Source organism: Neopararhizobium haloflavum, from assembly GCF_002750855.1.
GTDB lineage: Bacteria > Pseudomonadota > Alphaproteobacteria > Rhizobiales > Rhizobiaceae > Georhizobium > Georhizobium haloflavum.
The window spans coordinates 265,476-287,231 of sequence record NZ_NWUC01000003.1 but is presented as its reverse complement, the minus strand read 5'-3'; the positions used below and the strand labels follow the sequence as shown (position 1 = coordinate 287,231).

The window sequence follows — 21,756 nt, the reverse complement described above, 5'->3', positions numbered from 1 at the left end:
CGGTGGAGGGAGGATCCCATGACAACACGCCAATCCGACGGCTTCGTCCGCATGCCCGACGCCGAGTTCGAAGCGATCCTGACCCGGGCGGCGGAGGAAGGCGCGAAGCGGAATCTTGCGCCGCCGTTCCCAGCATTGCTCTCCTTGGTGATCAGGGCTGCGTGTTGCTGAGAACAATTCTTGTCCCGATCCCAACCTACATGCCAAGTTGCATGAGTGGGTTGGACAACAATGTGGATTGGCATTCGTCTTACAACTGTAAGTAGAGGCTAGCAGAATACCGCACGGTTCTGCGTGGATATAAGCAATTGGGAGTAACGACATGACCTTCACGACTGACGCGCTGGCGGGGCGTGTGGCGCTTATAACCGGTGGCGGGAGCGGAATTGGATTTGGCATTGCCAAGGCCTTCGCTAGCACGGGGGCGCGGCTTGTACTTACGAGCCGGAACGCGGAACGGTTGGAAGGGGCGGTGAACGAACTGAAGGGCATGGGCGCCGAGGCAATAGCCGTGGCAGCCGACGTGCGCGACCCAGAGGCTATAGACGGCGCGGTGCAGGCAGCCATCGATACTTACGGCACGCTGGACATTGTGGTAGCCAACGCGGCGGGCAATTTTGTGGTGCCCACAGCGGAGATGTCAGCCAACGCATGGAAGACAGTTGTCGACATCGACCTGAACGGGACCTTCCATTGCGCCAAGGCGGCCTATGTGGCGCTTAAGGGATCGAAGTTCGGCGGGCGGTTCCTGGCGATCTCGACGACGCGAGCGCTTGAGGGCTGGCCGGGATGCGCCCATGCAGGCGCTGCGAAGGCCGGTATCATGTCGCTGATGCGGACACTCTGCTGCGAGTGGGGCAAGGACGGCATACGCTGCAACACCATCGCGCCTGGTCCCATCGGCGATACTGAAGGCGTGAAACGACTCTATGAAGATTCTGGGCGTAAAGAACTAGAGCTCTCGTCGATCCCGCTCGGAGAGTTCGGCAAGACCTCGGATATCGCAAACGCTGCTGTCTTCCTTTGCTCGGATGCGGGCGCCTACATCACCGGGGCGGATATCGTCGTTGACGGTGGCCGTAGTCGCAGCCGGTCGAGCGCAGGCGTCATGGCGGCAGCCAGGTAATCAAAGTAGCATCTACACCCGAAGAACAAGCATTGCAGCGATGATGATCACAAGTCTCGCAATGGGGCAGCGCCAGCACTTGTCGATACCGACCGCAGGAATTGCATCATCGTGTCTAACTTCGGGTCTGATGGCCAAGCTTAGATGATGCCGGGTTCTGGCTGCGCGCGTGTTTGGCTGAGGCGTTCGATCTCTCGAACTGACTTACCGAAGTCGCCAACTGTTCGGCTCACAAACGGGAACACTGCGGCAGCCGCGGGTTGCACGATGTGTTCCCTGCGACTCAGCCGAAGGATCGCGGGCCTCCGAGCGGCTCGGTCATCTCTCTGAGCAGATCACGAAACGCGCGCGCCTCGCTCGAAAGCTGGCGGTGGATAGGCACGAAAAGTCCGTAGTCGAAATGTAACCGCGGTCGAAAGGGGCGTATCACAACACCCAGATGCTGGAATGCTTCGGCGTTCAGCGAGTCGATCACGGACACCCCTAGTCCGGCGGCGACCATCTGGCAGATCGAGGCTCCCGACTGCGTTTCCAGCAGCAACTTACTGCGGTCGATGCCGAGGCTGGTGAACGTCTGATCGATTCGGGCCCGAAGCGTCGTCCCCGGGACGATCGAGATGAAATGCTCGTCGGCAAGATCGGTCGCGTCGACGAACTTGCGGGCCGTGAGGGGATGAGCCGGAGGCAGGATGCAAACAGCATCCACTGTCGCGACATGCTGGGTGCACGCGGCTGGATATTCGATCGGCATGGTCAGGAGCGCGAGATCGAATTGCTGCGATTCCAGCCATTTGGCCGCTTCCCGCTTGACAATCACACGCAGGGATAGGCTGGCGTTCGGGCGACTTGCTTGGAAACGAGCAAAGACTGCCGGCAGAAAACGTTGCGCCATGGGCGTGGATGCAACGATCCGCAAATGCCCATCGCCGCTGGGCCTGATTGTCTTGAGAACATGCGCAATGTGGTCAAAGCTGGAATAGAGTTGGTCAAGTTCGGCGAACAACCTTTCGGCCTCAGTAGTCGGATAGAGCCGCCCGCTCTTGCGGATGAAGAGCTGATAGTCGATCGCTTCCTCGAGGTTCTGAAGCGATCGGCTGACCGCCGGCTGGGACAGGTGCAGCATAAGGGCGGCATCGGACGTGGAACCAGTGACCATCACAGCGCGGAAAGCGTCCAGTTGTTTCAGATTCAGTCTCATTCATCATCCGTGCGGTTATTCCGACATGCGAGCGTCGAGTCGGTCGGTTATCAAGTGTATGCAACAAACGCATATTTAGATGTCATTTTAATATTTGACCAAATAGATCGGTACATCAATCCTTGCCATTCTCCGGCGACGGGGGGGCGCGGAGGAGAGCCGGGCTCGGCAATAATCCGGAATTGGAGGAGTTCAATGAGAAAGATCCTGTTTTCGCTAATTGTACCGCTGGTGCTGGGTATGGGCGTCTCCACGACTGTCGCCCAGGACTATCCCAGCGGTACCATTGAGATGATCACACCCTTCGCGCCGGGCGGCAGCACCGATACCTCGGCACGTCTCTTCGCCTCGGCGCTGGGGAAATACCTGCCCAATCAGGTCGATGTCGTGGTGGTCAACCGCCCGGGCGGCTCCACGACGGTGGGCATGTCTGCGATCCAGAATGCGCCCGCCGACGGCTACACGATCGGCCTCACGTCCAACAGTCCGGTGACCATCCAGCCACATTTCCAGGGCGCGAGCTACTCCTACGATAGCTTTGAGCCGATCGTACGCCTAGTAGACATCCCACAGGTGCTTCTGGTCCAGGCCGATGCGCCATGGGCCGATTTCGACGAATGGCTAACTCACGTGAAGGAGAACCCGGGGGCTTTCACTTATGCCACTCCTGGCAATGGCAGCATATCCGATCTCGCCATGGCGGTGCTTAACGAAGCGGCCGAGATCGAGACTAGGGCCATTCCCTATGATAGCGGGGGCCGCGCCATGGCGGCGGTGCTCGGCGGCAATGTAGGGGGCGTGGCGACGTTCCAAGGCAATGCCGACCCCAGCTTGGTCCGTCCGCTCATCAATTTCTCCAGCACGCGCAGCAGCATGCATCCCGACATACCGACTCTTAGGGACGCGGGCTACGAGGCGCACAAGGACGCCTTCATCGGCATCGTGGCGCCCAAGGGGGTCGACGCCGAAATCGTGGAGGTGCTGCACGATGCCTTCACCCAGGCGCTCGAGGACCCGGAAGTGGTCGAGGCGCTTGCCAACCAATCCTTCGAGATCGCCTATGAGGGACCCGAGGAATTCGCCGAGACCCTCAAGGAGGACTTCGAGCACAACGGTCAGCTTTTGCGCCGTGCCGGTCTCATCGACTGAGGCCATTCTCGCCATCCCCGTCGCGTGGCGCCGCGGGGACGGCGAAAGTCTTTCGCGTGCCGAAACAGGAGCGTGTCGCCGATGACCTACAAGCGGGCTAGCTATATCGCGCTAGGCATCCTGTTCGTCGTCGGCATCGCCTATTTGTGGCATGCCATTGGCCTCACTGATGCCAGGGCCCGGGACGCCATCGGACCCGCCTATTTTCCCACGGTCCTCGGCGTGCTTCTCTTGGTGCTTTGTGCCGCCTCCTTCCTGAAGACGCTGAGGTCGAGCGACGAGAGGGTCGTCACAATTCCAAATGCTGGCCTCGTCGCCCTGAGCGTCGTGCTCGCAGGCCTGTTCATCGCCGCGTGGCAATATTTGAGTGCCATCTTCTACCCTGTCGTATTTGCCCTTTGTCTGATCCTGATGACGCTGTTCTCACGGGCCGGCGGTTGGAAGAGACATGCTGTCAACGTGGGCGCGACCGCAGCTCTGACCGTCGGCATCTACCTTCTCTTCGACTTGGTGATGCAGGTTCGGTTCTGACTATCGAAGGACACGATCGTGACGCTGTTCGAATTTGACTTTCTCGGGCTCTTCTCGCTCTCGAATCTGAGCGGCATCGCGATCGGCACCTTCGTGGGCCTGCTCATCGGCGCGCTGCCTGGCCTTGGCGCGACGGTGGCGATAGTTCTTCTGCTTCCCTTCACATACAGCATGGAACCGCTCGCCGCGATCCTGATGCTTGTCGCCGCTTACCAAGGCGCTGAGTATGGCGGGTCGATCTCATCGATCATCTTGGGAATCCCGGGGACGCCGGCGGCTGCGGCGACGCTCATCGACGGCAACGCCCTGGCCAAACGTAGTTCACCTGGCAAGGCCCTCGCCTATTCGCTCGCGGCATCGACCGTGGGTGGCCTGTTCGGCGGCCTAGTGCTGCTATTCATGTCGGTCCCCCTATCGGTCGTTGCCCTTCAACTCGGCGATCCAGAATTCTTCCTGATCGGGATTCTTGGCCTCGTCGCCGTGGCAGGCCTCAGCTCCGTTGATGTGCTGCGCAGTTCGATTTCGGTGGTTCTCGGCCTCATGACAGCTACGATCGGAATCGACGTGATTTCGAGCGCACACCGTTATACGTTTGGCTCGCCCCTGCTGTTCGACGGTCTCCATCTGGTGGCTGTTTTGGTTGGCATATTCGCTTTTGCCGAGATGTTCTCCATGATCAGCACGGACCTGCACCGTAAATATGTGACAGACAGGCGTGGCCTCAGCACACGGCTTAACATTGCGGAGCTGCGCCGCGTTCTGCGCGCCATGTGGATCGGCTCCGGCATCGGCTCAGTCATCGGCTTCCTGCCCGGCATGGGGGCCGGGGCTTCGGCCTGGTTCGCCTACAGCTTGGCCCGCAACACCTCGCGTAAGCCCGAAACTTTCGGAACCGGCAATCCCGAGGGCATCGCGGCCCCGGAAGCGGCCAATAACGCAACTGTCGGTGGCGCGATGCTTCCCGTCATCACGCTGGGCATACCGGGATCGGCCTCGACGGCCATCATTATGAGTGCGTTCATCATCCACGGCATCCAGCCGGGACCGACCGTCTTCACTGCGAACCCCGCGCTCGTAAACGGAATTTTCTATGGTTTCCTAGTCGCCACCTTGGCCATGTTCGTGATCGGTAAGCTGCTGACACCCTTCTTCGCCCGCGTGCTTGTGGTCCCGAATTACATCCTGGTGCCGATCGTCATGATCCTGGCGATGGTGGGCGTCTACGCCTCGAGCTATGTCCATGTCGATCTGTGGGTCGCGTTGATCTTCGGCGTCGCCTTCTTCCTTCTCAACAAGCTCGACTTCTCGGCGCCGGCCTTCATTCTGGCCTTCGTCCTGAGCCCGATACTCGAAGAAAGCCTGCGGCGGGCCCTGTTGATCTCGGACGGCAGTTACACAATGTTCATCACGCGCGGCTATTCGATCGCGATCCTTGCGGTCATCACACTCGTCGTTGTGCTCGGTATTGCGAGTAGGCTTCGAAGATCCTCGCAAGAGACTGCCCGGCCGTCGGCAGGCAGTTGAGAGCCGCCAGTTGAAATCATCATTCGCAATGTCGCTCCCCATTGTGCCAACGGCGTCCTTCTTTCTGGTCGCCGGCGTGATGGGTACGCGCCCCCTGGTGCCGCTGCTGGCAATCGAGCTCGGCATCGGCGTGGCTGAGATCGGTGTGCTCGTCGCGGTGTTCGCCATGATCCCGCTCCTGGCGGCTGCGGTGGCGGGGAGCTGGATGGACCGGCACGGCGTCGTCCGGCCTCTGCTGCTAGGCGCGATCGTCACCGCGCTGGGGCTCGCCCTGCCTTTCGCGCTGGGCGGCCGCGTCGGCCTCTATCTATCCCAGCTCGTGGCAGGCACCGGCTTCACGCTTTTCATATTGGCCGCGCAGAAGCACTCCGGCCGCGCCGCCCCCGGCCTTTCGCGCGAGCGTTCGGTCGCCGTTTTTAGCATGGGCGTGGCGCTCGGCTCACTGGCCGGACCGCTTCTGGGAGGACCTGGAGGCGACCATCTTGGCTATGCGACGACCTTCGCAATCCTGGGTGGCGTGGCGCTCGTCGCCGCCTCCCTCGTCCTACCCCTTATGGCGGGGATGCGCCCCACACCCTTGCCCCAGAATGGCGAACCGGATAAATCCGGGCACAATCCGTTGCGGGTCTTCGGCTACAACAAGTACATGGCGCGCGCCTTCCTCGTCAGCTCGCTTATCCTGATTGGCAAGGACATGTATGTCGCCTATTTCCCGCTCTACGCCGTTCAGGCCGGGATGACCGCTTCGTGGATCGGCATAGTAGTGGCTATGCACAACGTGGGCGGCGTTATTATGCGTTTCTTCATGGTGTCGCTGGTCATTAGGTTCGGCAAGAACCTCGTGATCATCACCTCGGTGATCGGCGCAGGTGTATGCTACCTATTGTTGCCGCTCACCCGGGACCCCCTTGCGCTCGCGGCGATCTCGATCGCCATGGGGTTCGGCCTGGGGTTGGGTCAACCGCTATCGATCACGCGGACGATCAACTTGTCGCCGCCCCATAAGGTCGGCGAGGTCCTGGGCATCCGGCTTGCGTGCAACCGTTTGACCCAGTTCGTCACCCCGCTCGCCATTGGCGGGGCGTCGATCTTCGCCGGCGTTTCTGGAATCTTCTTCTTAATAGGAGCGGTGCTCGTCGCCGGCGCGGCGAGGCTAAAGGTGCCGGCCGAGGCCGAGAGTGCCGCTCCTTTGCGGCCCGACGATTAGTAGTGTCGGGCCGCGCGCCATCAACGCATGGTGCGCCGCTTGGGGCCGAGTTGGGTTGTCGTCAGAGCGTAGGCGTCCTCAATCCAGTCGCACAGGATGGCACGCGTCTCCGCGGGCCGGATTACGTCAACGATGCCGAACTTCTCCGCCGTCCGGAACGGCGAGGAGAGCTCGTGATAGTAACTCTCCAGTTCCATGCGCCGGGTATCGGGATCAGCATCTGCTGCGATATCCTTCTTGTAGGCGGCCGCGACGCCGCCTTCGATCGGGATCGAGCCCCAGCGCGCGGAGGGCCATGCAAAGCGATGGTTGAGGGAGCGCCCGTCGGGGCCGTGTTTGGGACCGTGCGCGCCACCACCGACGCCGAAGGCGCGGCGCACGATGATCGAGCACCAGGGCACTGATGCTTGCTCGATCGCGCCGAGAAGGCCGATGGCAGAGGTGAGCGTACCGGCCGCCTCCGCAGTGGGGCCGGTCATGACCCCGGGCTGGTCAACGAAGTTGACAATCGGCAGGTGGAACGTGTCGCAGGTGTCGACGAAGCGGGCCATTTTCTGCGCCGCCTGATGCGTCAACGCCCCGCCCATCACGGCCGGATCGTTGCAGATGACGCCCACGGAATGGCCGTCGAGCCGAGCATAGCAGGTGACGACGGACCCGCCGAAGCGCTTGCCCACCTCGAAGACACTGCCGGTATCCATGACCAGCCGGACGATGTCGCGTGCGGCGTAGATCTTTCGCCGGTCGCGGGGCACGAGCCTGTCGAGCGCCGCCTCGGCGCGGTCGGCCCTATCCTCCGGCACGACGCGCGGGGGGACTTCCCAGACGTTGCGCGGCATGTAGGACAGGAAGCGCCGGACCTGCTCGAAGGCGTCCTGTTCATCCCTAGCCATGTTGTTGACCACGCCGCTGCGGGTGTGGACCCTGGCCCCGCCGAGTTCCTCCTTGGTCACGTCTTGGTTGAGACCTCGTTTGACCACCGGGGGTCCGCCGGCGAACACGAAGGCGGTATCGCGCAGCATGACCGAGAAGTGAGAAAGTCCGACCTTGATCGCTCCCAGCCCGGCACAGGCGCCCAGTGCCATACCGACCACCGGGACCCGCCCTAGCAACGATATGGAGGGCCAGCGCGCATAGCCGGGTATCTTGGTCGCCTGCTGCTGTTCGAGGATCTTGATGCTGCCTCCGGCGGTATCGACGAGCCGCACTAGCGGCATCCGGTACTCGTGAGCCAGACGTTCAGCATAGACCCATTTGTCGGAGACGGTGGCTTCGGAAGAGCCCGCGCGGATGGTGAAATCGTCGCCCGACACGACGACCTTGCGACGGTCCACACGTCCGGTTCCGATGACGGCGTTGGAGGGAGTGAAGTCGACGAGGCGCCCGTCGTCGCCGTAGCTTCCCTTGCCGGCAAGCGTGCCCAGTTCCCTGAAGGTGCCTGCGTCGAGCAGGTCATCGAGGCGCTCGCGAATGGTGTTCTTGCCGCGATCATGCTGAAAGGCGATCGCCTCCTCGCCGCCCATGGCCATGGCCTTGTCGCGGCGGAACGCGAGTTCCTTCATTTCGGCGGACCAGTCGCTGCAAAGCGCCTCGTCCGTCGCCGCGACCGGCCCGGCGGCTGCAGGTCTGCTGTCCTTCGTCATCGTCAAACCCCGTGCGTCATCGATATTCGTCGTTGTGCTGGCCCAGAAGGGGCGGCGATTTGTGCTGCCACGTTGCATAGGTGCTGAAGCGGAACGGATTGTTGATGGTGCGTATCTCGCCCGATCGGGGATGTTCAAGCCGCAGGTCCATCTCGCGATGCTGGAAATGCGGATCGTTCATCGCGTCGGCCAGTGTGTTGATAGGTGCGATCGGCAGGCCGAGGACGCTCATCTGTTCAACCCATTCGGCGGATGGCTTGCTACGGAACACGGGCGTCAGGATCGCACGCAACTGCTTGCGGTTGGCGATGCGCGCCTCGTTGCTGGCAAAGCGCACGTCCTCTGCCAGATCCGGTCGGCCGACAGCGGCGCAGAAGCCGGGCCACAGCCTGTCGCTGCCACCCATCACCTGGACGTATCGGTCGTCGGCGCATAGATAGCTGCCGGTCGGGCTGCGGCCTGGATTTTCCGATCCCGCGCGCCCGGGCGACTTGCCGGTAGCCATGTATTCGGCCGCGTTTGTCGAGTAGAGGCTCAAAAGCGCGTCCGACATCGAGAGGTCGATATAGTTGCCGAGGCCGGTGCGCTCGCGCGCGTAGAGCGAAACGAGAATTGCTGAGAGCGCATACATGGCGCCGGTCAAATCGGCGAACATGAGCCCGCTGCGCAGCGGCGGTCCGTCAGCTTCGCCGGTGATTGACATGACGCCGGCGAATGCCTGGATGATGGAGTCATAGGCCTTCCGGTTGCGATATGGTCCCGTCTGCCCGTAGCCCGATATTGAACAATAGACCAGCCGCGGGTTCACCACCTTGGCGCTCTCGTAGTCGAGGCCGAGCTTCTTCATCGCGCCGGGGGTGAAGTTTTCGACGACGACATCGCTGGTCTTCATCAACGTGATGACGCGCTCGCGGTCGGCCGGGTCTTTAAGATTGACCTCAATGCTCTTCTTGTTGCGGTTCATAGGATAGAAATAGTCTTCGTCGTGGGGCTGGCGCCCCGCATAGCTGCGCATGCGGCGGTTTTCGTCGCCGGTGCCGGGTCGCTCGACCTTCACCACTTCGGCGCCGAGATCGGCAAGCAGCATGGTGCAGTGCGGACCGGACAGCACATGCGAGAAATCAAGCACCTTGACCCCTGCCAGGGGATAGGGCCGTGTGTCGTGTTCGCCACTCGCCGGCGCGTGGGTTCGTGCGTCCATTTTCGTGGTCTCCTCTCGGCGGCGCTCAGAAGCCCGTGGGCCAGTTGCGCAGATGATGCTGGCCGACACCTCCCGAATAGCTGTCCTCATAGACGTCCAGCATGTTCTTGAGATATTGGCGAGTTTCTCTCGGATCGATGACTGCGCGCGCGCCATTAATTGAGGCGAGATCGTAGGCAGAGGTGTCGCGACTCATCTCCTCTAGATGGGCCGCATGCGCCTCCGGGTCGTCCTCCGGCGAGATCCCGTGCACCACGGCAACGCCCGAACGGGGGTCCATGAAACTGACCTCTGCACTCCACCATGCAGCAACTTCGTTGGCGTTGTTGCTTCCCCCCATGTTGCGCACGGCAAGGCCGTAGCTCTTGCGCATAATCACGGAGAACTTGGGGACGGTGCACTGCGCCAAAGCGTTGAGCCAGTTCATAACCTTGCCCGGCATGCGCCGCCGCTCGGCCTCGATGCCGATGAGGAAGCCCGGCTGGTCGACCAGGAACACGACAGGGATATTGTAGGAATCGCACTGGACCAGTAGGCTAATTGCCTTGTCGCAAGCATCCGCGTCGATCGCCCCGCCCTTGAAGAAGGGATTGTTGGCGATGATGCCGACGCTGCGCCCGTCGATGCGGGCGAGAGCGGTGACCAGCGTCTTTCCGAATCTGGGTTTTAGTTCGAAGGTCGAGCCTTGATCGACGATGCGGTCGATGACCTTGCGCACGTCATAGACCTGCCCCTTGGCTTCGGGGATCAGGTCGAGAATGCCTTCGCAGGCTTCGTCAGAGCCTTTTGGCACCTCGTGCCGCGGCGGTGCTTCGTTGGCATGCGAGGGTAGGTAGCCAAGATAGTTCCGGATCGCATCGAGTGCCTGTTCGTCCGTGTCGACCACCATGTCGACGAGACCGGTCACCTCGCTGTGCAGACGCCATCCGCCCAGTTCCTCGAAATCGACCTCCTGGCGCGTGGCGAGGGCCACGAGACGTGGACTGGATACCGCCATGCAGGCGCCCTTCTTCATCACCGTGAAGTCGGCCATTGCCGAATACCACGTGGCCGAGCCGAAGGAGAGGCCTAGCACCGCGGCTGCCCACGGGTTGGTGCGCAAACGCATATATTGCTGCGGGTCGTTGTTGACGCCGATGATGCCCTTAGCGCCCATGATGTCGGGCATACGCGCACCGGTGGATTCGCCGAGGAAGACGACGGGGAATCCACTGCGGGCTCCGACCTTCTTGACGTGCTCCATCTTGTTAGAATTGACGGGGCTGCTGGAGGCGCCCTTCACCGTGAAGTCATTGGAGACGATGCCCACCCGGCGCGATTCGATTCGGCCGAAACCGACGATCTTTCCGTCGGCTGGAGTGCGGTCGCGATCCTTCGGCTGCATCGAGGTGCTGAACAGGCCGCTTTCCACGAATGAACCTGGATCAAGAAGGTAGTGGACGCGTTCGCGCGCATTGAGCATGCCCTTCTCGCGACGCTTGGCGAGCTTCTCCTCCCCGCCCATCGACAGGGCACGCTGCTTTCGCTCGGCATGCTCCTCGATCTTCTCGACGAATTTCATGGTTCCTCCCCGCTCAAGATGGTTCATCCCGACTAGCGACAAGGATAGGTTTTCGGATGTATGCAGTCGAATATAATTGCATCATCATTCTATGCATTAGTCTTATAGCTAAGGCGCACTTCCTTGGCCGATCAGAAGTAGGCCTCCAAGAACAATTGCCGCCATGAACACGGTTTCGGCCACGAGGAGCACGATCGCCGTGGTGCCGACCGAGGATAGGGAACTCAGCGACGTCTTCATGCCGATTGCCGCGATCCCGAGCACCAGCGCCCATCCCGACAGCGCGACTAGAACTTCCGCCACCGGCCGCGGCAGCAGGCCGCTCGCATTGAGCGCCGCTAGGGAGATAAAGACCAACACGAAACGAGGGACGAGCGGCGCCCGGCCTGCGCTGCGGCGACCCGATGGCGCACCGCCCCTAAACACGAGCGACAGGCAGATCACGGTCGGCGCGAGCATGATAACCCGCAACATCTTAACGAGTGTGGCAGTCTCGCCGGTCTCTTCCGAAACGGAGAAGCCGGCGCCGACGACCTGGGCCACGTCGTGGATGGTGCCGCCGATAAAGACCCCAGCTGTGCGGTCATCGAGCCCCAATGCCGCACACATCAGCGGGTAGACGATCATCGCCACGGTCGAGAGCACGGTCACGCCGATGACGGTGAATGTAAGGTTGCGCTCGGAACGATCGTTACTCGGCAGGACCGCGGCAATGGCCATTGCTGCAGAAGCGCCACATATCGCGACGGCTCCGCCGGTTAAGATTGCGAGTCTCCATCCGCGATTCAGCGCCCACGCCGCTGCCAGCGCGAAAAGGATAACGGCCGCGACCGCCGCCGTCACCAAGGCGATGTCTGCGACATCGATACCGGCCATCAGTTCTGGGGTGATGCGCGCCCCCAGTAGCGCTACACCGATGCGCAGCACCCGCCTCGCCGTGTACTCGATACCGGCCGAGGCACGTTCGACATCCGAAAGGAAATGCAGGGCGATACCGAGCATCAGGGCGAGCAGCATAACGGGCGCGCCGTGATGGTCGGCTAGGAACTGAGCGGCAACTGCCACCGTCGCACAGATGAGGAACCCCGGTGTTAGCCTGGAAGCGGAGCGATATGCGTTCCCCGCCGACGATAGGTGATCGAGCTGCATGCGGGAATGTCCGATGTCAAAATGCGCGCGTCATGCGGCGTTCGGCCAGCGTGCCGGCGACCGCGGTCACGGCGAGAAAGCCCCACAGATAGCCCGCTGTCGGCCCTGCGGTATTCACGAGCACACCACCTGCGGGAAAGACCGGCACGTCGATGGCGCCCTGAAGCAGGTGGAGCCCGTCTGTGACGACCGCGAGGTGTGCGCTGCAGACGATGGCGATGATGAGTACGGCGAATGTCTCCATCGTCGTCGGCGCTGGCCACATCGGGACCTGGTCCCGTGCATTCAGGGCAAACAGCATCGTACCCGTCAGGACGATCACAATGTGCTCGAAGGTCCGCAGACGGGTTGGGTGAGCGACGATAGCATTGTTGAGAAGCCTGTCCGATCTGCGGGACATGTTGCCTTATTTTTCTACGCAGCCAGCAACTGCTGGTGGTTCATATCGATGAAGGCCGTGTGCACTGCTCCTTTCCTAAAGGCGTCGTCGCGGAGGCAGGCGATCAGGAAGTCGCGGTTTGTGGCGACCCCCTCGACGTCCACCTTACCGAGCGCCTCGATAGCTGTCGCACACGCCAGCTCGCGATCCGCGCCTTTGACGACGATCTTGGCCAGCAGCGGATCGTAGTATGGCGTGACCATGTCACCAGCGCGATAGCCGGTATCCACCCGCACCGTCGCGGAGTCGGCGGGCAACGCGAAGCGCTCCAGCCGCCCCGGCGACGGCATGAACATCTTTGCCGGGTTCTCGGCGTAGAGGCGACATTCAAGAGCGTGGCCCTCGGCGGATATCCCATGCTGTTCCATGGCGGCGAGCCGCCCGCGCGCGAAGTCAATCTGCATCGCCACGAGGTCCCTGCCTGTGATCATCTCCGTGACCGGATGCTCGACCTGGATGCGGGTGTTCATCTCGAGGAAGAAGAAATCCTCACTCTCGACGTCGAGGATGAATTCGACCGTCCCGGCTCCGGCATAGCGCGTGGCGCGGCAGAGCGAGATCGCGGCTTCGGCCATCGCTGCACGCCGGGCCCGCGACAGGCCGGGGGCCGGCGCTTCCTCGATGATCTTTTGAAATCGCCGCTGCAGGGAGCAGTCGCGTTCGAAAAGATGAACGGCGGTCCCGTCGCCAAAGCCGAAGACCTGGATCTCGACATGCCTGGCGCGCGGAACATAGCGCTCGAGAAAGACAGTGCCGTCACCGAAGGATTTGGCAGCCATCGACTGCGTCGCCTTCACGGATTCGACCAGCTTTTCGATCGAGTCAACGCGGCGCATGCCAATGCCGCCGCCACCGGCGGAGGCCTTCACGAGAAGCGGAAAGCCGACGGCCTCGGCTTCCGCCTCGGCCCGCGACAGCTCGCCTTCGGCGATTCGACCGCTGCCCGGAACCACAGGAACGTTGGCCGCGACGGCGATTTCCCGTGCTCGCTGCTTGTCACCCATGGCGCGCAACGTGTGGGGGGCGGGGCCGATCCAGCACAAGCCTTGTCGCAGCACCGCCTCGGCGAAGTCGGCGTTCTCCGACAGAAAGCCGTATCCGGGATGCACTGCATCGGCGCTTGCCCGGCTGGCGGCCTCAAGTATGCGGTCGGTATCGAGATAGCTTTGGCGCGCGGGTGCGGGGCCGACATCAACGGCATGGTCGGCGTCGACAACGTGAGCCGCCTCCCGATCCGCTTCAGAATAGACCGCCACCGTCTCGATGCCCAGTTCGTGCGCGGAGCGAGTAATGCGACGCGAAATCTCCCCGCGATTGGCGATCAGGATGCGCCGCACGTTACACCTCCAGCCGCGCGATGGTCGCACCTTCTTGGACCGTATCTCCCTCGGATACGAGAATGTCCACGACCTTGCCGCCATCCGTCGCTACGATAGGAATTTCCATCTTCATCGATTCTAGGATCAGGATCGGCGTGTCCTCGTCGATTTGGTCACCCGGCCGCACCTGAATCGTCCAGACATTTCCCGTGATTTCCGCCTTGATCTCGATAATCGCCACAGCTGCTCCTCTACATCACGCGGGGGCCGAAAGCCCCATCGGCGCCAATCTGATGTCGTGATATCTATTTGGTCAAATAATAATACTTCATCATCTTATGCGCTTGACGCATTGCATACCTACCTGTGCAATCGGGCGTGGTAGGAGCGGTGTCGAGGCCCCGTAGACATCGGTGGGCAAAAGATGTGAATCTTGGACCGTAGTTTTTTCCGAAAGCGACTGATTCCGGATCAGTGGGAACGACCCGCGGACTAAAGTATCCTATCCCCGCCGAGCGCATTACCGACCAGCGTGGTCTCATGTCCAACCTCGAAAATGTTGCGAAAGAAGCTTGGGGGTCTGACGCTGCCATTTCCACCCTAAGTTGGAGAAGGTTCGACGTCAGTTATACTTCCTCCGCCAGACACTGCCGATTGCCCTCTATAGTGCGATATTGCCGCCGATTACCGCATCACCACCAAGTGGCAGAGAGCCAACTATGCCGCTGTTTCCACGCTACAGCTCACCTATTTCTACTAGCGGTTAGGCTGGGGATGAAAAGAGCTATCAATAAAGCACACAGACTCTTGACTCATCTCCTTTATGTGGCCTGCTGCCGGTTTTTCGGACACCAGGTAAAGCGCCAGTTCGCTGCGGTTACTCGAACGGCCGCTTTGGCGTGAATCTAAATTCAAACAGCAAAGCGCCCGATGGGTTTCACCGGGCACTTCTTTCTCAAGTCACCTAGAGATTACTTGGTAGCGAGGATGTCGAAATTGTGAACGTTTGCCACCACACCGTCGTCCCATCCGCCTGAGACCAATTCTGAAGCCTTTTCATTCAGGAGTCCGGCGACTTGTCCGGCAAAGTGCGCTTCGCGGCCAGAGTTGTCGGCAAAAATGTCGAAGATGGCGAAGTTGTTCTCGTCAATCTGCAGCGCCGCCCAGAACAATGTCTTGGGTTCGGTATCTGCGACGATGGGGCCGGCGGCGGTCAGCAAGGCTGCCAATTCGGGGCCTTTACCTGGAGCAGCTTCGAGCTTGATGTAAGTTGCGGTCGTTGCCGTGTAGAGATCAACCGGCGCTTTTGCCGACAGTACATCGGAGTTGTTGATATTCGCGACAACACCGTCGTCCCATCCTCCGTCGACCAACGTGTCGGCGTTTTGGTTCAAAGCCGCAGCAACCGCTCCTGAGAAGTGAGCGTCGCGTGCTTCTTCATCTGCGAAGATGTCAAAGATTGCGAGCGTATCGTCGGCTTGCAGAGCAAACCAAAGTACAGTGCCCGGCTCTGTTTCTCCCACGATAGGTGCGGCACCAGCCAGAAACTCCGCGAAGGCTCCGGTCTGGCCTTCGGCGGCGGGCATGGCGATGTAGCTGGCAGTGTGATTTTCCATTGGGTTGTCCTGTGCAGTTGCAGAAGTTGTGATCAGAGCCAGTGCGGCGAATGTCTGGAGGATTCGCGTTTTCATGGTCGTCCCCTGATTTGAAGTGCATTGTGTTTGGTTTCGATGCACTCTTGTCCCATGCCGGATGCGCCGGGCTCCAATTCCGAAATTCTATTCTTTGATAGACGTGGACTATCGAACTTGTTTTGATGGCCTGAAATGAGATGTGACGGAGAATGCGGCGATGGAAATGAACCAGATCAGGTATTTTCTCGCTGTCTGCGAGCACCGAAACTTCTCCCACGCAGCCAGTGCCTCCAACGTCTCCCAACCTTCCTTGACGACTGCGATCAAGAAACTTGAAGACGAGCTTGGAGGTAACCTGTTTGTCAGGGACCGTGCGGGATGCAGGCTTACGGCCCTCGGAAAACTCATGCAGCCAAGGTTGCAGAAGGTTCACGATGAGACGCGACAGGCTAAGGCAGAGGCGGTCCGTCATATGCGCTTGGAGCGGGTTCCAATCTCTGTCGGTGTCGGCGAAACGATTGGCCACAACAGGATTTCGGCAGCTATGGAGCGTACTCGTAAGAGATTGCCGCAAGCCGAAATCGAATTGATCGTTGCATCATCCTCCGAGCTTCTTGCCGGGTTGCGAGATGGTGAATTTGACGTTGTGGTGACCGCAGAGAAGGTCAGTGAAGACCTCTATCGTATAGACCACCTCTATGAAGAGGACTACAAGGTCGTGGTGTCAAAGTCGCATCCGTTGTCTGAACTAGATGCGATTTCTCTTTCGACTCTTGCTAAAACTGACATGCTTGACCGACCAAATTGCGAAATGCGGGATGCTTTGCATGGGGCCTGCGCGGATCATGGTCACGAACTCTACGCGGCCTATCGGTCAAATCGCGTGGATTGGTTAGTTGAACTTGCTCGGCAAGGGTCAGGTGCGGTGATCCTGCCAGCCACCGCTATTCCTTCGGACATGGGCCTGGTGTCGAAACCCATCGATGGCCTTGAAATATCAAGAACTGTTTTGGCCCTTCGATATCGGCACCAAACGACGAGACCAGAGACAAATGATCTGATCCGTGAGATGACGCGCACGCCGGCGTAGTGCGGTCGGTAATCGACATTCGCCCATCGTGCAGCATTCGTCACTTCATGGGGCTCGCAACGAATGTCTGCTTCGAGGCAGTCCTTCCTTACCGACGCTACGGAATACAAAAACGACCGTTTCGGCGGATCTGGCCCGACCAGGCGGTGCCCCTCTTCCTCGACTGCAATGATGTCGCCGTGCCGATGCGTCGGATAGAACTCCGGGAGCGCGCCGTCTCCTGACAGCTGGTTGTCGCCGAGATCGCCGAGCAGAGTAGCGAATGTCCTGGTTTTGGGCAGCCAGCAGCGGTGGAACCGTCGGCGAAAGCTGATAATGTCTGGTTATGACCGATCCGCGACACTCCGACCGCCCGTTTAAGATACGATCCGAGAAACAACCGATCGAAGTGCGTGAGCGCGACAGCGCGGCATCGGGTGCGCCTGCCGCCGGGTGGGCGACAGGCGACCGGTTCTCATGGGAGGAAATCCACCAACGCTTATTGGCGGGCGCCGACGAAGAAATCGCGCACAGAACGCGAATACTATTCTTCAGCGGCCTGACCGCGGGTTTCGCGATCACCCTGACATTTCTTGGCCTTGCCACGGGATTGGCAGCCTTCCCGGACAATCCGTTCCTGGCTTCTCTGCTTTACCCGATCGGCTTTCTCTATATCGTGCTGGGGCGGTACCAACTCTTTACAGAGAACACGCTGCCGCCCGTCAAGCTGGTGCTGACGAGGTTGGCGAGCCTGCCACTGCTGCTCAGGCTGTGGTCGATTGTGCTGGTATCCAACATACTCGGTGCCATTGGCGGCGCCTTCATTCTGGCCGAGGCCGGGGTCGTTTCCGAGGCCGGGGGTGACGCAGCGGCCATCTTGGTGGAGCACAGCTTGGCGACGGGCTGGTGGTCGGTGTTCTTCAAGGCATTTTTCGCTGGCTGGCTTGTCGCCGGTCTCGTCTGGCTCAGCGTCGCGGCAAGGGACACGATCTCGCGCGTGCTGATCATCTACTTCGTCTTCTTCACCATTACTGCGACGGGCCTCTACCATATCATCTCTTCGACCTGCGAAGTGTTCTTCGTCTACTTCCGCAGCGGGATCGATCTGAGCGCTGCTGTTTGGGGGTTTCTGCTCCCGGTGGGTCTGGGCAACACAATAGGCGGCGTGGTCGCCTTCTCACTGGTAGGCTATGTGCAATCCGATCAGCATCGCTACCCGGAGGTCCGCGTGCTAAGCTTGCGGGACGTGTTGTTCAGTTGGAAGGGAGGGCGGCCTTTCGGAACACCACGCCCGCGGGCACTGCACACCGAGCAATCCACCGGTGAGGCAGACGGAGACACCCTTCGAGAGCATTGACCCTGCTGCTTTAGGCAGGTGCGCCGGCGGCGAAAGCCCGAACAGCCCCGCTAAGCTGCCATCGGCCAACAGTCTCGCAAATGGCTGCTTTCCACCCCCGTTGTAGCCATTCGCTCTTGCCTCAATTTTAGAGGGCTATGGCGTAGGCGTAGCTCTCCGTTTCGTCGGCTTCGGCCCGCCATTTCACGCTGTGCAATTGTGATTTGTAATAACCATTCTGAAACATGGATACTTCAGAATTCTAATCTGCCGCATCTATTTGAAGCAAATTGAAGCTGCTGTGGATTTGCGGCTGAGCCGGCGGTAGCCTTGAAGAGCGCCAAATCGGTGTCTGCGGCGTCGTGCTTGCCGACATGTTGCTGCAGAAAACATCCCAGCAGTTAAATTGACGCCAACTCAATTTTTATTAACCTCCCAGATAACGTCAATTATTATTATAATTACGAGTATTATCGGTAGCAAATGTGCCGCAAAATACAAAATGCCAGCAGATAATGAATCTTCCGGGTTCAGTGCGAAGCCATAATATATCAATAAGGCCAAGGGTACCGCGGCGATTTCACGCAAGCGCTTTCTAATGGATAAGGCAATAACGGATTTCAATCGGTCCATGTTCGAAGCCACAAGATAACCTCTCCAAGCTGGCTTATGCGTCTTTCATTCCTTAGCACACCGCTCAAGCTCGCTGTCATCACCGCCTGATTGCTCTTAAGCAGCCTTGCATCGGGACCATACGTGTGTGACCTAACGCATAGATCGGATCTAAGATCTCCCGCCAGCGCTCCATAGCCTCCCGGTAATTCTCAACCACCTTTGCCTCTGTGTCGGCGAAGACGGCTATTTGCGGTCCCCACTCCTGTAGCGCCATGTAATCTCGGACAGATGGCGGGCGAGATGCTTGTCCGAAATCCAGTGGTGGATGCCATAAATCTGCCGCTCCATTTGCGACTAGGCACGTCCATCCGTCGCGCCGAACGCGCGACAGACAGAGCCGGTCAGCGATATCCGCGCGCCCGCTGCCGAGCGCTCGTGCTGTCGCGCGCCATTGCTGGCTCGCTAGCGTTGTCGAGATAGGCAGTCAGCGCGATCCACCTTGGTGAGTGAAAGGACGATGGGTCCGGGCAGCGGTGGTGGAACATTGGCGCTTTTTCCGGTGATCGTCATATGATCGCCCGCCGCACCCTGGAGGAAACCCATTCCGAGGCGATGACGGTCGCGAGGATCAGAGCGAAGATCACCGAGACCTGCGACCAGGCAAGTGTGTTGAGCGAACTTTGCAATTGCAGCCCGATGCCGCCGGCGCCGACGAGCCCGAGAATGGTGGATTCGCGGATATTGATGTCCCAGCGGAAGACCGTCATGCCGGCGAAGGCCGGCAGTATCTGTGGCACGATCGCATAATCGATGATCTGCGAGCGGCCGGCGCCGGTGGCGCGCACCGCCTCCACCTGCGTCTCGTCTATCTCCTCGATCGCTTCATAGAGCAGCTTGCCGATGAAGCCGATCGAGCGCAGCGCGATCGATAGGATCCCAGCGAGGATGCCGGGGCCGATGATCGCGACCAGAAGCAGCGCCCAGATCAGCGAGTTGATCGAGCGTGAGGAAACGATGACGAAGAGCGCCATCGGTCGAAGAAGGAATGCGCTTGGCGTCGTGTTGCGGGCGGCGAGAAACGCGGTCGGAACGGCCAGCGCGGTTCCGAGCAGGGTGCCGAGCGTCGCCATGTTGAGCGTGTCCCAGAGCGGGCGCCAGAGATTGTCCACATAGTCCCAGCGCGGCGGCCAGGCGCGGGACAGAAGATCTGCGCCCTGACGCGGTGCATCCTGGACGAACGCCCAGATGGTTCGCTCGTTCATCACCTGCCAGGACAGCACGAAAAGGACGGCAAGGGCGAACCAGCCCGCCCAGACGGTCCATTCGGCTGCGTGGGTGCGCCGGGTCCAGACGCGTTGACCGTTGCGCGGCGCGACCGGCATCTACTGGGCCCATCTGCGAATGTGGCTGGAACTGTATTCAGCCAGCATGACGAAGACGATGATGAGGATGATGATCGCGCCGGCCGTGTCGTAGTCGTAGCGCTCCATCGACGTATTGAGCGTCGCGCCGATACCGCCCGCACCGACGATGCCGATCACCGAACTCTCGCGGAAATTGATGTCGACGCGGTAGAGCGACAGCCCGATGAGGCGGGGCATGACCTGTGGCTGGATGGCGTAGTTGACGATCTGCCACCAGCCTGCGCCGGTGGAGCGAATGGCCTCGGCCTGCGCCTCGTCCACCTCCTCTATGTCGTCGGCAAGCAGCTTGGAGATGAAGCCGATCGTGGCGAAGGAGAGCGTGAGAAAGCCGGCGAACGGTCCGAAGCCGAACATCGCGACGAACACGATCGCGATGACGATCTCCTGGAACGCGCGCGAGATCGCGATCACGCCGCGGCAGAGCGAATGGATGGGAAAGGGCGCGATGTTGCGCGCCGCACCGATGCCGATCGGCACAGAGATGAGGATCCCGACCACGCTTGCGGTGACCGTCATGGTGATGCTCTCGACCATACCTTGCCAGATATCGCGCGAGCGGGTGGTGAAGTTCGGCGTGAGGAACCCTTCGGCAAAGCGTGCGCCGCGCTCCAGCCCCTGCGATATGCGCGCCCAGTCGAGTTCGACGGACCCCATCGCGGCGGCGAGATAGACCGCTGCGCATCCATATATCACGATGCGCCATGCCGGGCTCTTGATGAGAGCCGGGGGCCGGCGCCATGTGCGCCCCGGCGAAGATCGGGTCGGGGCGGTCATGCCGGTTCGGCCATCCGTTCAAGTCGCTCGGTCTCAAAGGCGTCGGCATCGGCTGCATCTTTCGCGTCCGCCTCCTTCTCCTTGCGCATCGCGGCCCAGTCTTCCTCGCCGTAGATTTGCGTCAACGCGTCGCTGGAAAGATCGGCGGGCGGGCCGTCGAATACGACCGCGCCGGCGCGAAGGCCGATGATCCGGTCGACGAACATCTGGGCGAGAACGACATCGTGGATGTTGATGATCGCGGGCAGCTCTCGCTCCCGGCACACTTCGCAGATCAGCCGCATGATCTGGCGCGATGTTTTCGGATCCAGCGAGGCGGTCGGCTCGTCCACGAGCAGCAGTTCCGGGTCCTGCTCGAGCGCCCTCGCGATGCCGACGCGCTGGCGCTGCCCGCCCGAGAGCGCATCGGCGCGCTTGTCGACATGGTCGGATAGACCGACGTGATCGATGAGGCCGAAGGCCTTGTCCACGTCAGTCTGCGGGAAGCGGCGAAAAAAAGAGCGCCAGAACGAGACATAGCCAAGCCGGCCCGACAGGACGTTCTCCATCACCGTCAAGCGTTCGACGAGCGCATATTCCTGGAAGATCATGCCGATCCTGCGGCGCGCCTTGCGCAATGCCGCACCGTTCAGTCGCGTCAGATCGGTATCGTTGAGCATTATCTTGCCGCCAGTGGGCTCGATCAGCCTGTTGATGCAGCGGATCAGCGACGACTTGCCGGCGCCCGACGGTCCGATCAGGCCGACCACCTGGCCGCGCGGCACACGGAAGGATACGCCGGTCAGTGCTCTGTCGCCGGTCTTGTAGCGTTTTTCGAGAGACTGGACTGTCAGCATGAGCGCTCCCGTCAAGAAGGG

At 60.6% G+C, this 21,756-nt stretch carries 21 protein-coding genes; 8 read left to right on the top strand and 13 right to left on the bottom strand.

What is annotated here, in order from left to right:
- Positions 1-18: 18 nt before the first annotated feature.
- Both CN673_RS20870 and CN673_RS08970 read left to right on the top strand, forming a co-directional pair.
- Positions 19-171, top strand: a complete 153-nt coding sequence (locus CN673_RS20870) for a hypothetical protein (protein ID WP_157928841.1) — start codon at positions 19-21, stop codon at positions 169-171.
- 151 nt (positions 172-322) lie between these two features.
- The gene (locus tag CN673_RS08970) at positions 323-1,126 is read left to right on the top strand and encodes an SDR family oxidoreductase (RefSeq protein ID WP_099865909.1); all 804 of its coding nucleotides are present in this window, start codon (positions 323-325) and stop codon (positions 1,124-1,126) included.
- Between the two features lie 283 nt (positions 1,127-1,409).
- Here CN673_RS08970 and CN673_RS08965 read toward each other — a convergent pair whose 3' ends face one another.
- Positions 1,410-2,324, bottom strand: a complete 915-nt coding sequence (locus tag CN673_RS08965) for a LysR substrate-binding domain-containing protein (protein ID WP_099865908.1) — start codon at positions 2,322-2,324, stop codon at positions 1,410-1,412.
- A gap of 195 nt (positions 2,325-2,519) precedes the next feature.
- On the opposite strand from CN673_RS08965, the gene CN673_RS08960 reads away from it, so the two are divergent.
- The 4 genes from CN673_RS08960 (at position 2,520) to CN673_RS08945 (ending at position 6,735) form a co-directional block, all read left to right on the top strand.
- The gene (locus CN673_RS08960) at positions 2,520-3,473 is read left to right on the top strand and encodes a Bug family tripartite tricarboxylate transporter substrate binding protein (protein ID WP_099865907.1); all 954 of its coding nucleotides are present in this window, start codon (positions 2,520-2,522) and stop codon (positions 3,471-3,473) included.
- A gap of 81 nt (positions 3,474-3,554) precedes the next feature.
- Positions 3,555-4,004 carry a tripartite tricarboxylate transporter TctB family protein gene (locus tag CN673_RS08955; protein ID WP_099865906.1) on the top strand — a complete coding sequence of 150 codons (450 nt, stop codon included), beginning with the start codon at positions 3,555-3,557 and terminating at the stop codon, positions 4,002-4,004.
- Between the two features lie 18 nt (positions 4,005-4,022).
- A complete protein-coding gene (locus CN673_RS08950) occupies positions 4,023-5,528 on the top strand; it encodes a tripartite tricarboxylate transporter permease (protein ID WP_157928840.1) in 1,506 nt (501 codons plus the stop codon).
- A gap of 28 nt (positions 5,529-5,556) precedes the next feature.
- On the top strand, positions 5,557-6,735 hold the full coding sequence (locus CN673_RS08945; RefSeq protein ID WP_099865904.1) for an MFS transporter: 1,179 nt from the start codon (positions 5,557-5,559) through the stop codon (positions 6,733-6,735).
- 20 nt (positions 6,736-6,755) lie between these two features.
- On the opposite strand, the gene CN673_RS08940 is transcribed toward CN673_RS08945, so the two are convergent.
- The 8 genes from CN673_RS08940 to CN673_RS08905 form a co-directional block, all read right to left on the bottom strand.
- Positions 6,756-8,378, bottom strand: coding sequence for an acyl-CoA carboxylase subunit beta (locus CN673_RS08940; RefSeq protein ID WP_245409837.1), 1,623 nt, complete (start codon positions 8,376-8,378; stop codon positions 6,756-6,758).
- 16 nt (positions 8,379-8,394) lie between these two features.
- Positions 8,395-9,579, bottom strand: a complete 1,185-nt coding sequence (locus tag CN673_RS08935) for a CaiB/BaiF CoA transferase family protein (protein ID WP_157928838.1) — start codon at positions 9,577-9,579, stop codon at positions 8,395-8,397.
- 25 nt (positions 9,580-9,604) lie between these two features.
- Positions 9,605-11,140, bottom strand: a complete 1,536-nt coding sequence (locus CN673_RS08930) for an acyl-CoA carboxylase subunit beta (protein WP_099866122.1) — start codon at positions 11,138-11,140, stop codon at positions 9,605-9,607.
- Between the two features lie 108 nt (positions 11,141-11,248).
- Complete coding sequence (locus CN673_RS08925; protein WP_099865902.1) at positions 11,249-12,289, bottom strand: YeiH family protein; 1,041 nt, start codon at positions 12,287-12,289, stop codon at positions 11,249-11,251.
- 16 nt (positions 12,290-12,305) lie between these two features.
- Complete coding sequence (locus CN673_RS08920; protein WP_099865901.1) at positions 12,306-12,689, bottom strand: biotin transporter BioY; 384 nt, start codon at positions 12,687-12,689, stop codon at positions 12,306-12,308.
- A 14-nt stretch (positions 12,690-12,703) separates the two neighbouring features.
- Positions 12,704-14,065, bottom strand: a complete 1,362-nt coding sequence (locus CN673_RS08915; RefSeq protein WP_099865900.1) for an acetyl-CoA carboxylase biotin carboxylase subunit — start codon at positions 14,063-14,065, stop codon at positions 12,704-12,706.
- A 1-nt stretch (position 14,066) separates the two neighbouring features.
- The gene (locus CN673_RS08910) at positions 14,067-14,288 is read right to left on the bottom strand and encodes a biotin/lipoyl-binding carrier protein (RefSeq protein ID WP_099865899.1); all 222 of its coding nucleotides are present in this window, start codon (positions 14,286-14,288) and stop codon (positions 14,067-14,069) included.
- Between the two features lie 730 nt (positions 14,289-15,018).
- Positions 15,019-15,738, bottom strand: a complete 720-nt coding sequence (locus CN673_RS08905) for a putative quinol monooxygenase (protein WP_099865898.1) — start codon at positions 15,736-15,738, stop codon at positions 15,019-15,021.
- 160 nt (positions 15,739-15,898) lie between these two features.
- Here CN673_RS08905 and CN673_RS08900 point away from each other — a divergent pair, with 160 nt between their 5' ends.
- Together CN673_RS08900 and CN673_RS08895 are read left to right on the top strand one after the other, a co-directional pair.
- Positions 15,899-16,771: a LysR family transcriptional regulator gene (locus CN673_RS08900; RefSeq protein WP_099865897.1), complete on the top strand. Its 873-nt coding sequence runs from the start codon at positions 15,899-15,901 to the stop codon at positions 16,769-16,771.
- Between the two features lie 325 nt (positions 16,772-17,096).
- Positions 17,097-18,107 carry a formate/nitrite transporter family protein gene (locus CN673_RS08895; protein ID WP_099865896.1) on the top strand — a complete coding sequence of 337 codons (1,011 nt, stop codon included), beginning with the start codon at positions 17,097-17,099 and terminating at the stop codon, positions 18,105-18,107.
- A gap of 837 nt (positions 18,108-18,944) precedes the next feature.
- On the opposite strand, the gene CN673_RS21555 is transcribed toward CN673_RS08895, so the two are convergent.
- From CN673_RS21555 to phnC, 4 genes are all read right to left on the bottom strand, one after another.
- Positions 18,945-19,049: a hypothetical protein gene (locus CN673_RS21555; RefSeq protein ID WP_114149040.1), complete on the bottom strand. Its 105-nt coding sequence runs from the start codon at positions 19,047-19,049 to the stop codon at positions 18,945-18,947.
- A gap of 218 nt (positions 19,050-19,267) precedes the next feature.
- Complete coding sequence (gene phnE / locus CN673_RS08890) at positions 19,268-20,083, bottom strand: phosphonate ABC transporter, permease protein PhnE (protein ID WP_099865895.1); 816 nt, start codon at positions 20,081-20,083, stop codon at positions 19,268-19,270.
- Positions 20,084-20,899: a phosphonate ABC transporter, permease protein PhnE gene (phnE, locus tag CN673_RS08885; RefSeq protein WP_099865894.1), complete on the bottom strand. Its 816-nt coding sequence runs from the start codon at positions 20,897-20,899 to the stop codon at positions 20,084-20,086.
- Entirely contained in the window at positions 20,896-21,735 is an 840-nt protein-coding gene (gene phnC, locus CN673_RS08880) for a phosphonate ABC transporter ATP-binding protein (RefSeq protein WP_099865893.1), read from the bottom strand. The genes phnE (CN673_RS08885) and phnC overlap by 4 nt, the downstream gene beginning before the upstream one ends.
- Positions 21,736-21,756 lie beyond the last annotated feature (21 nt).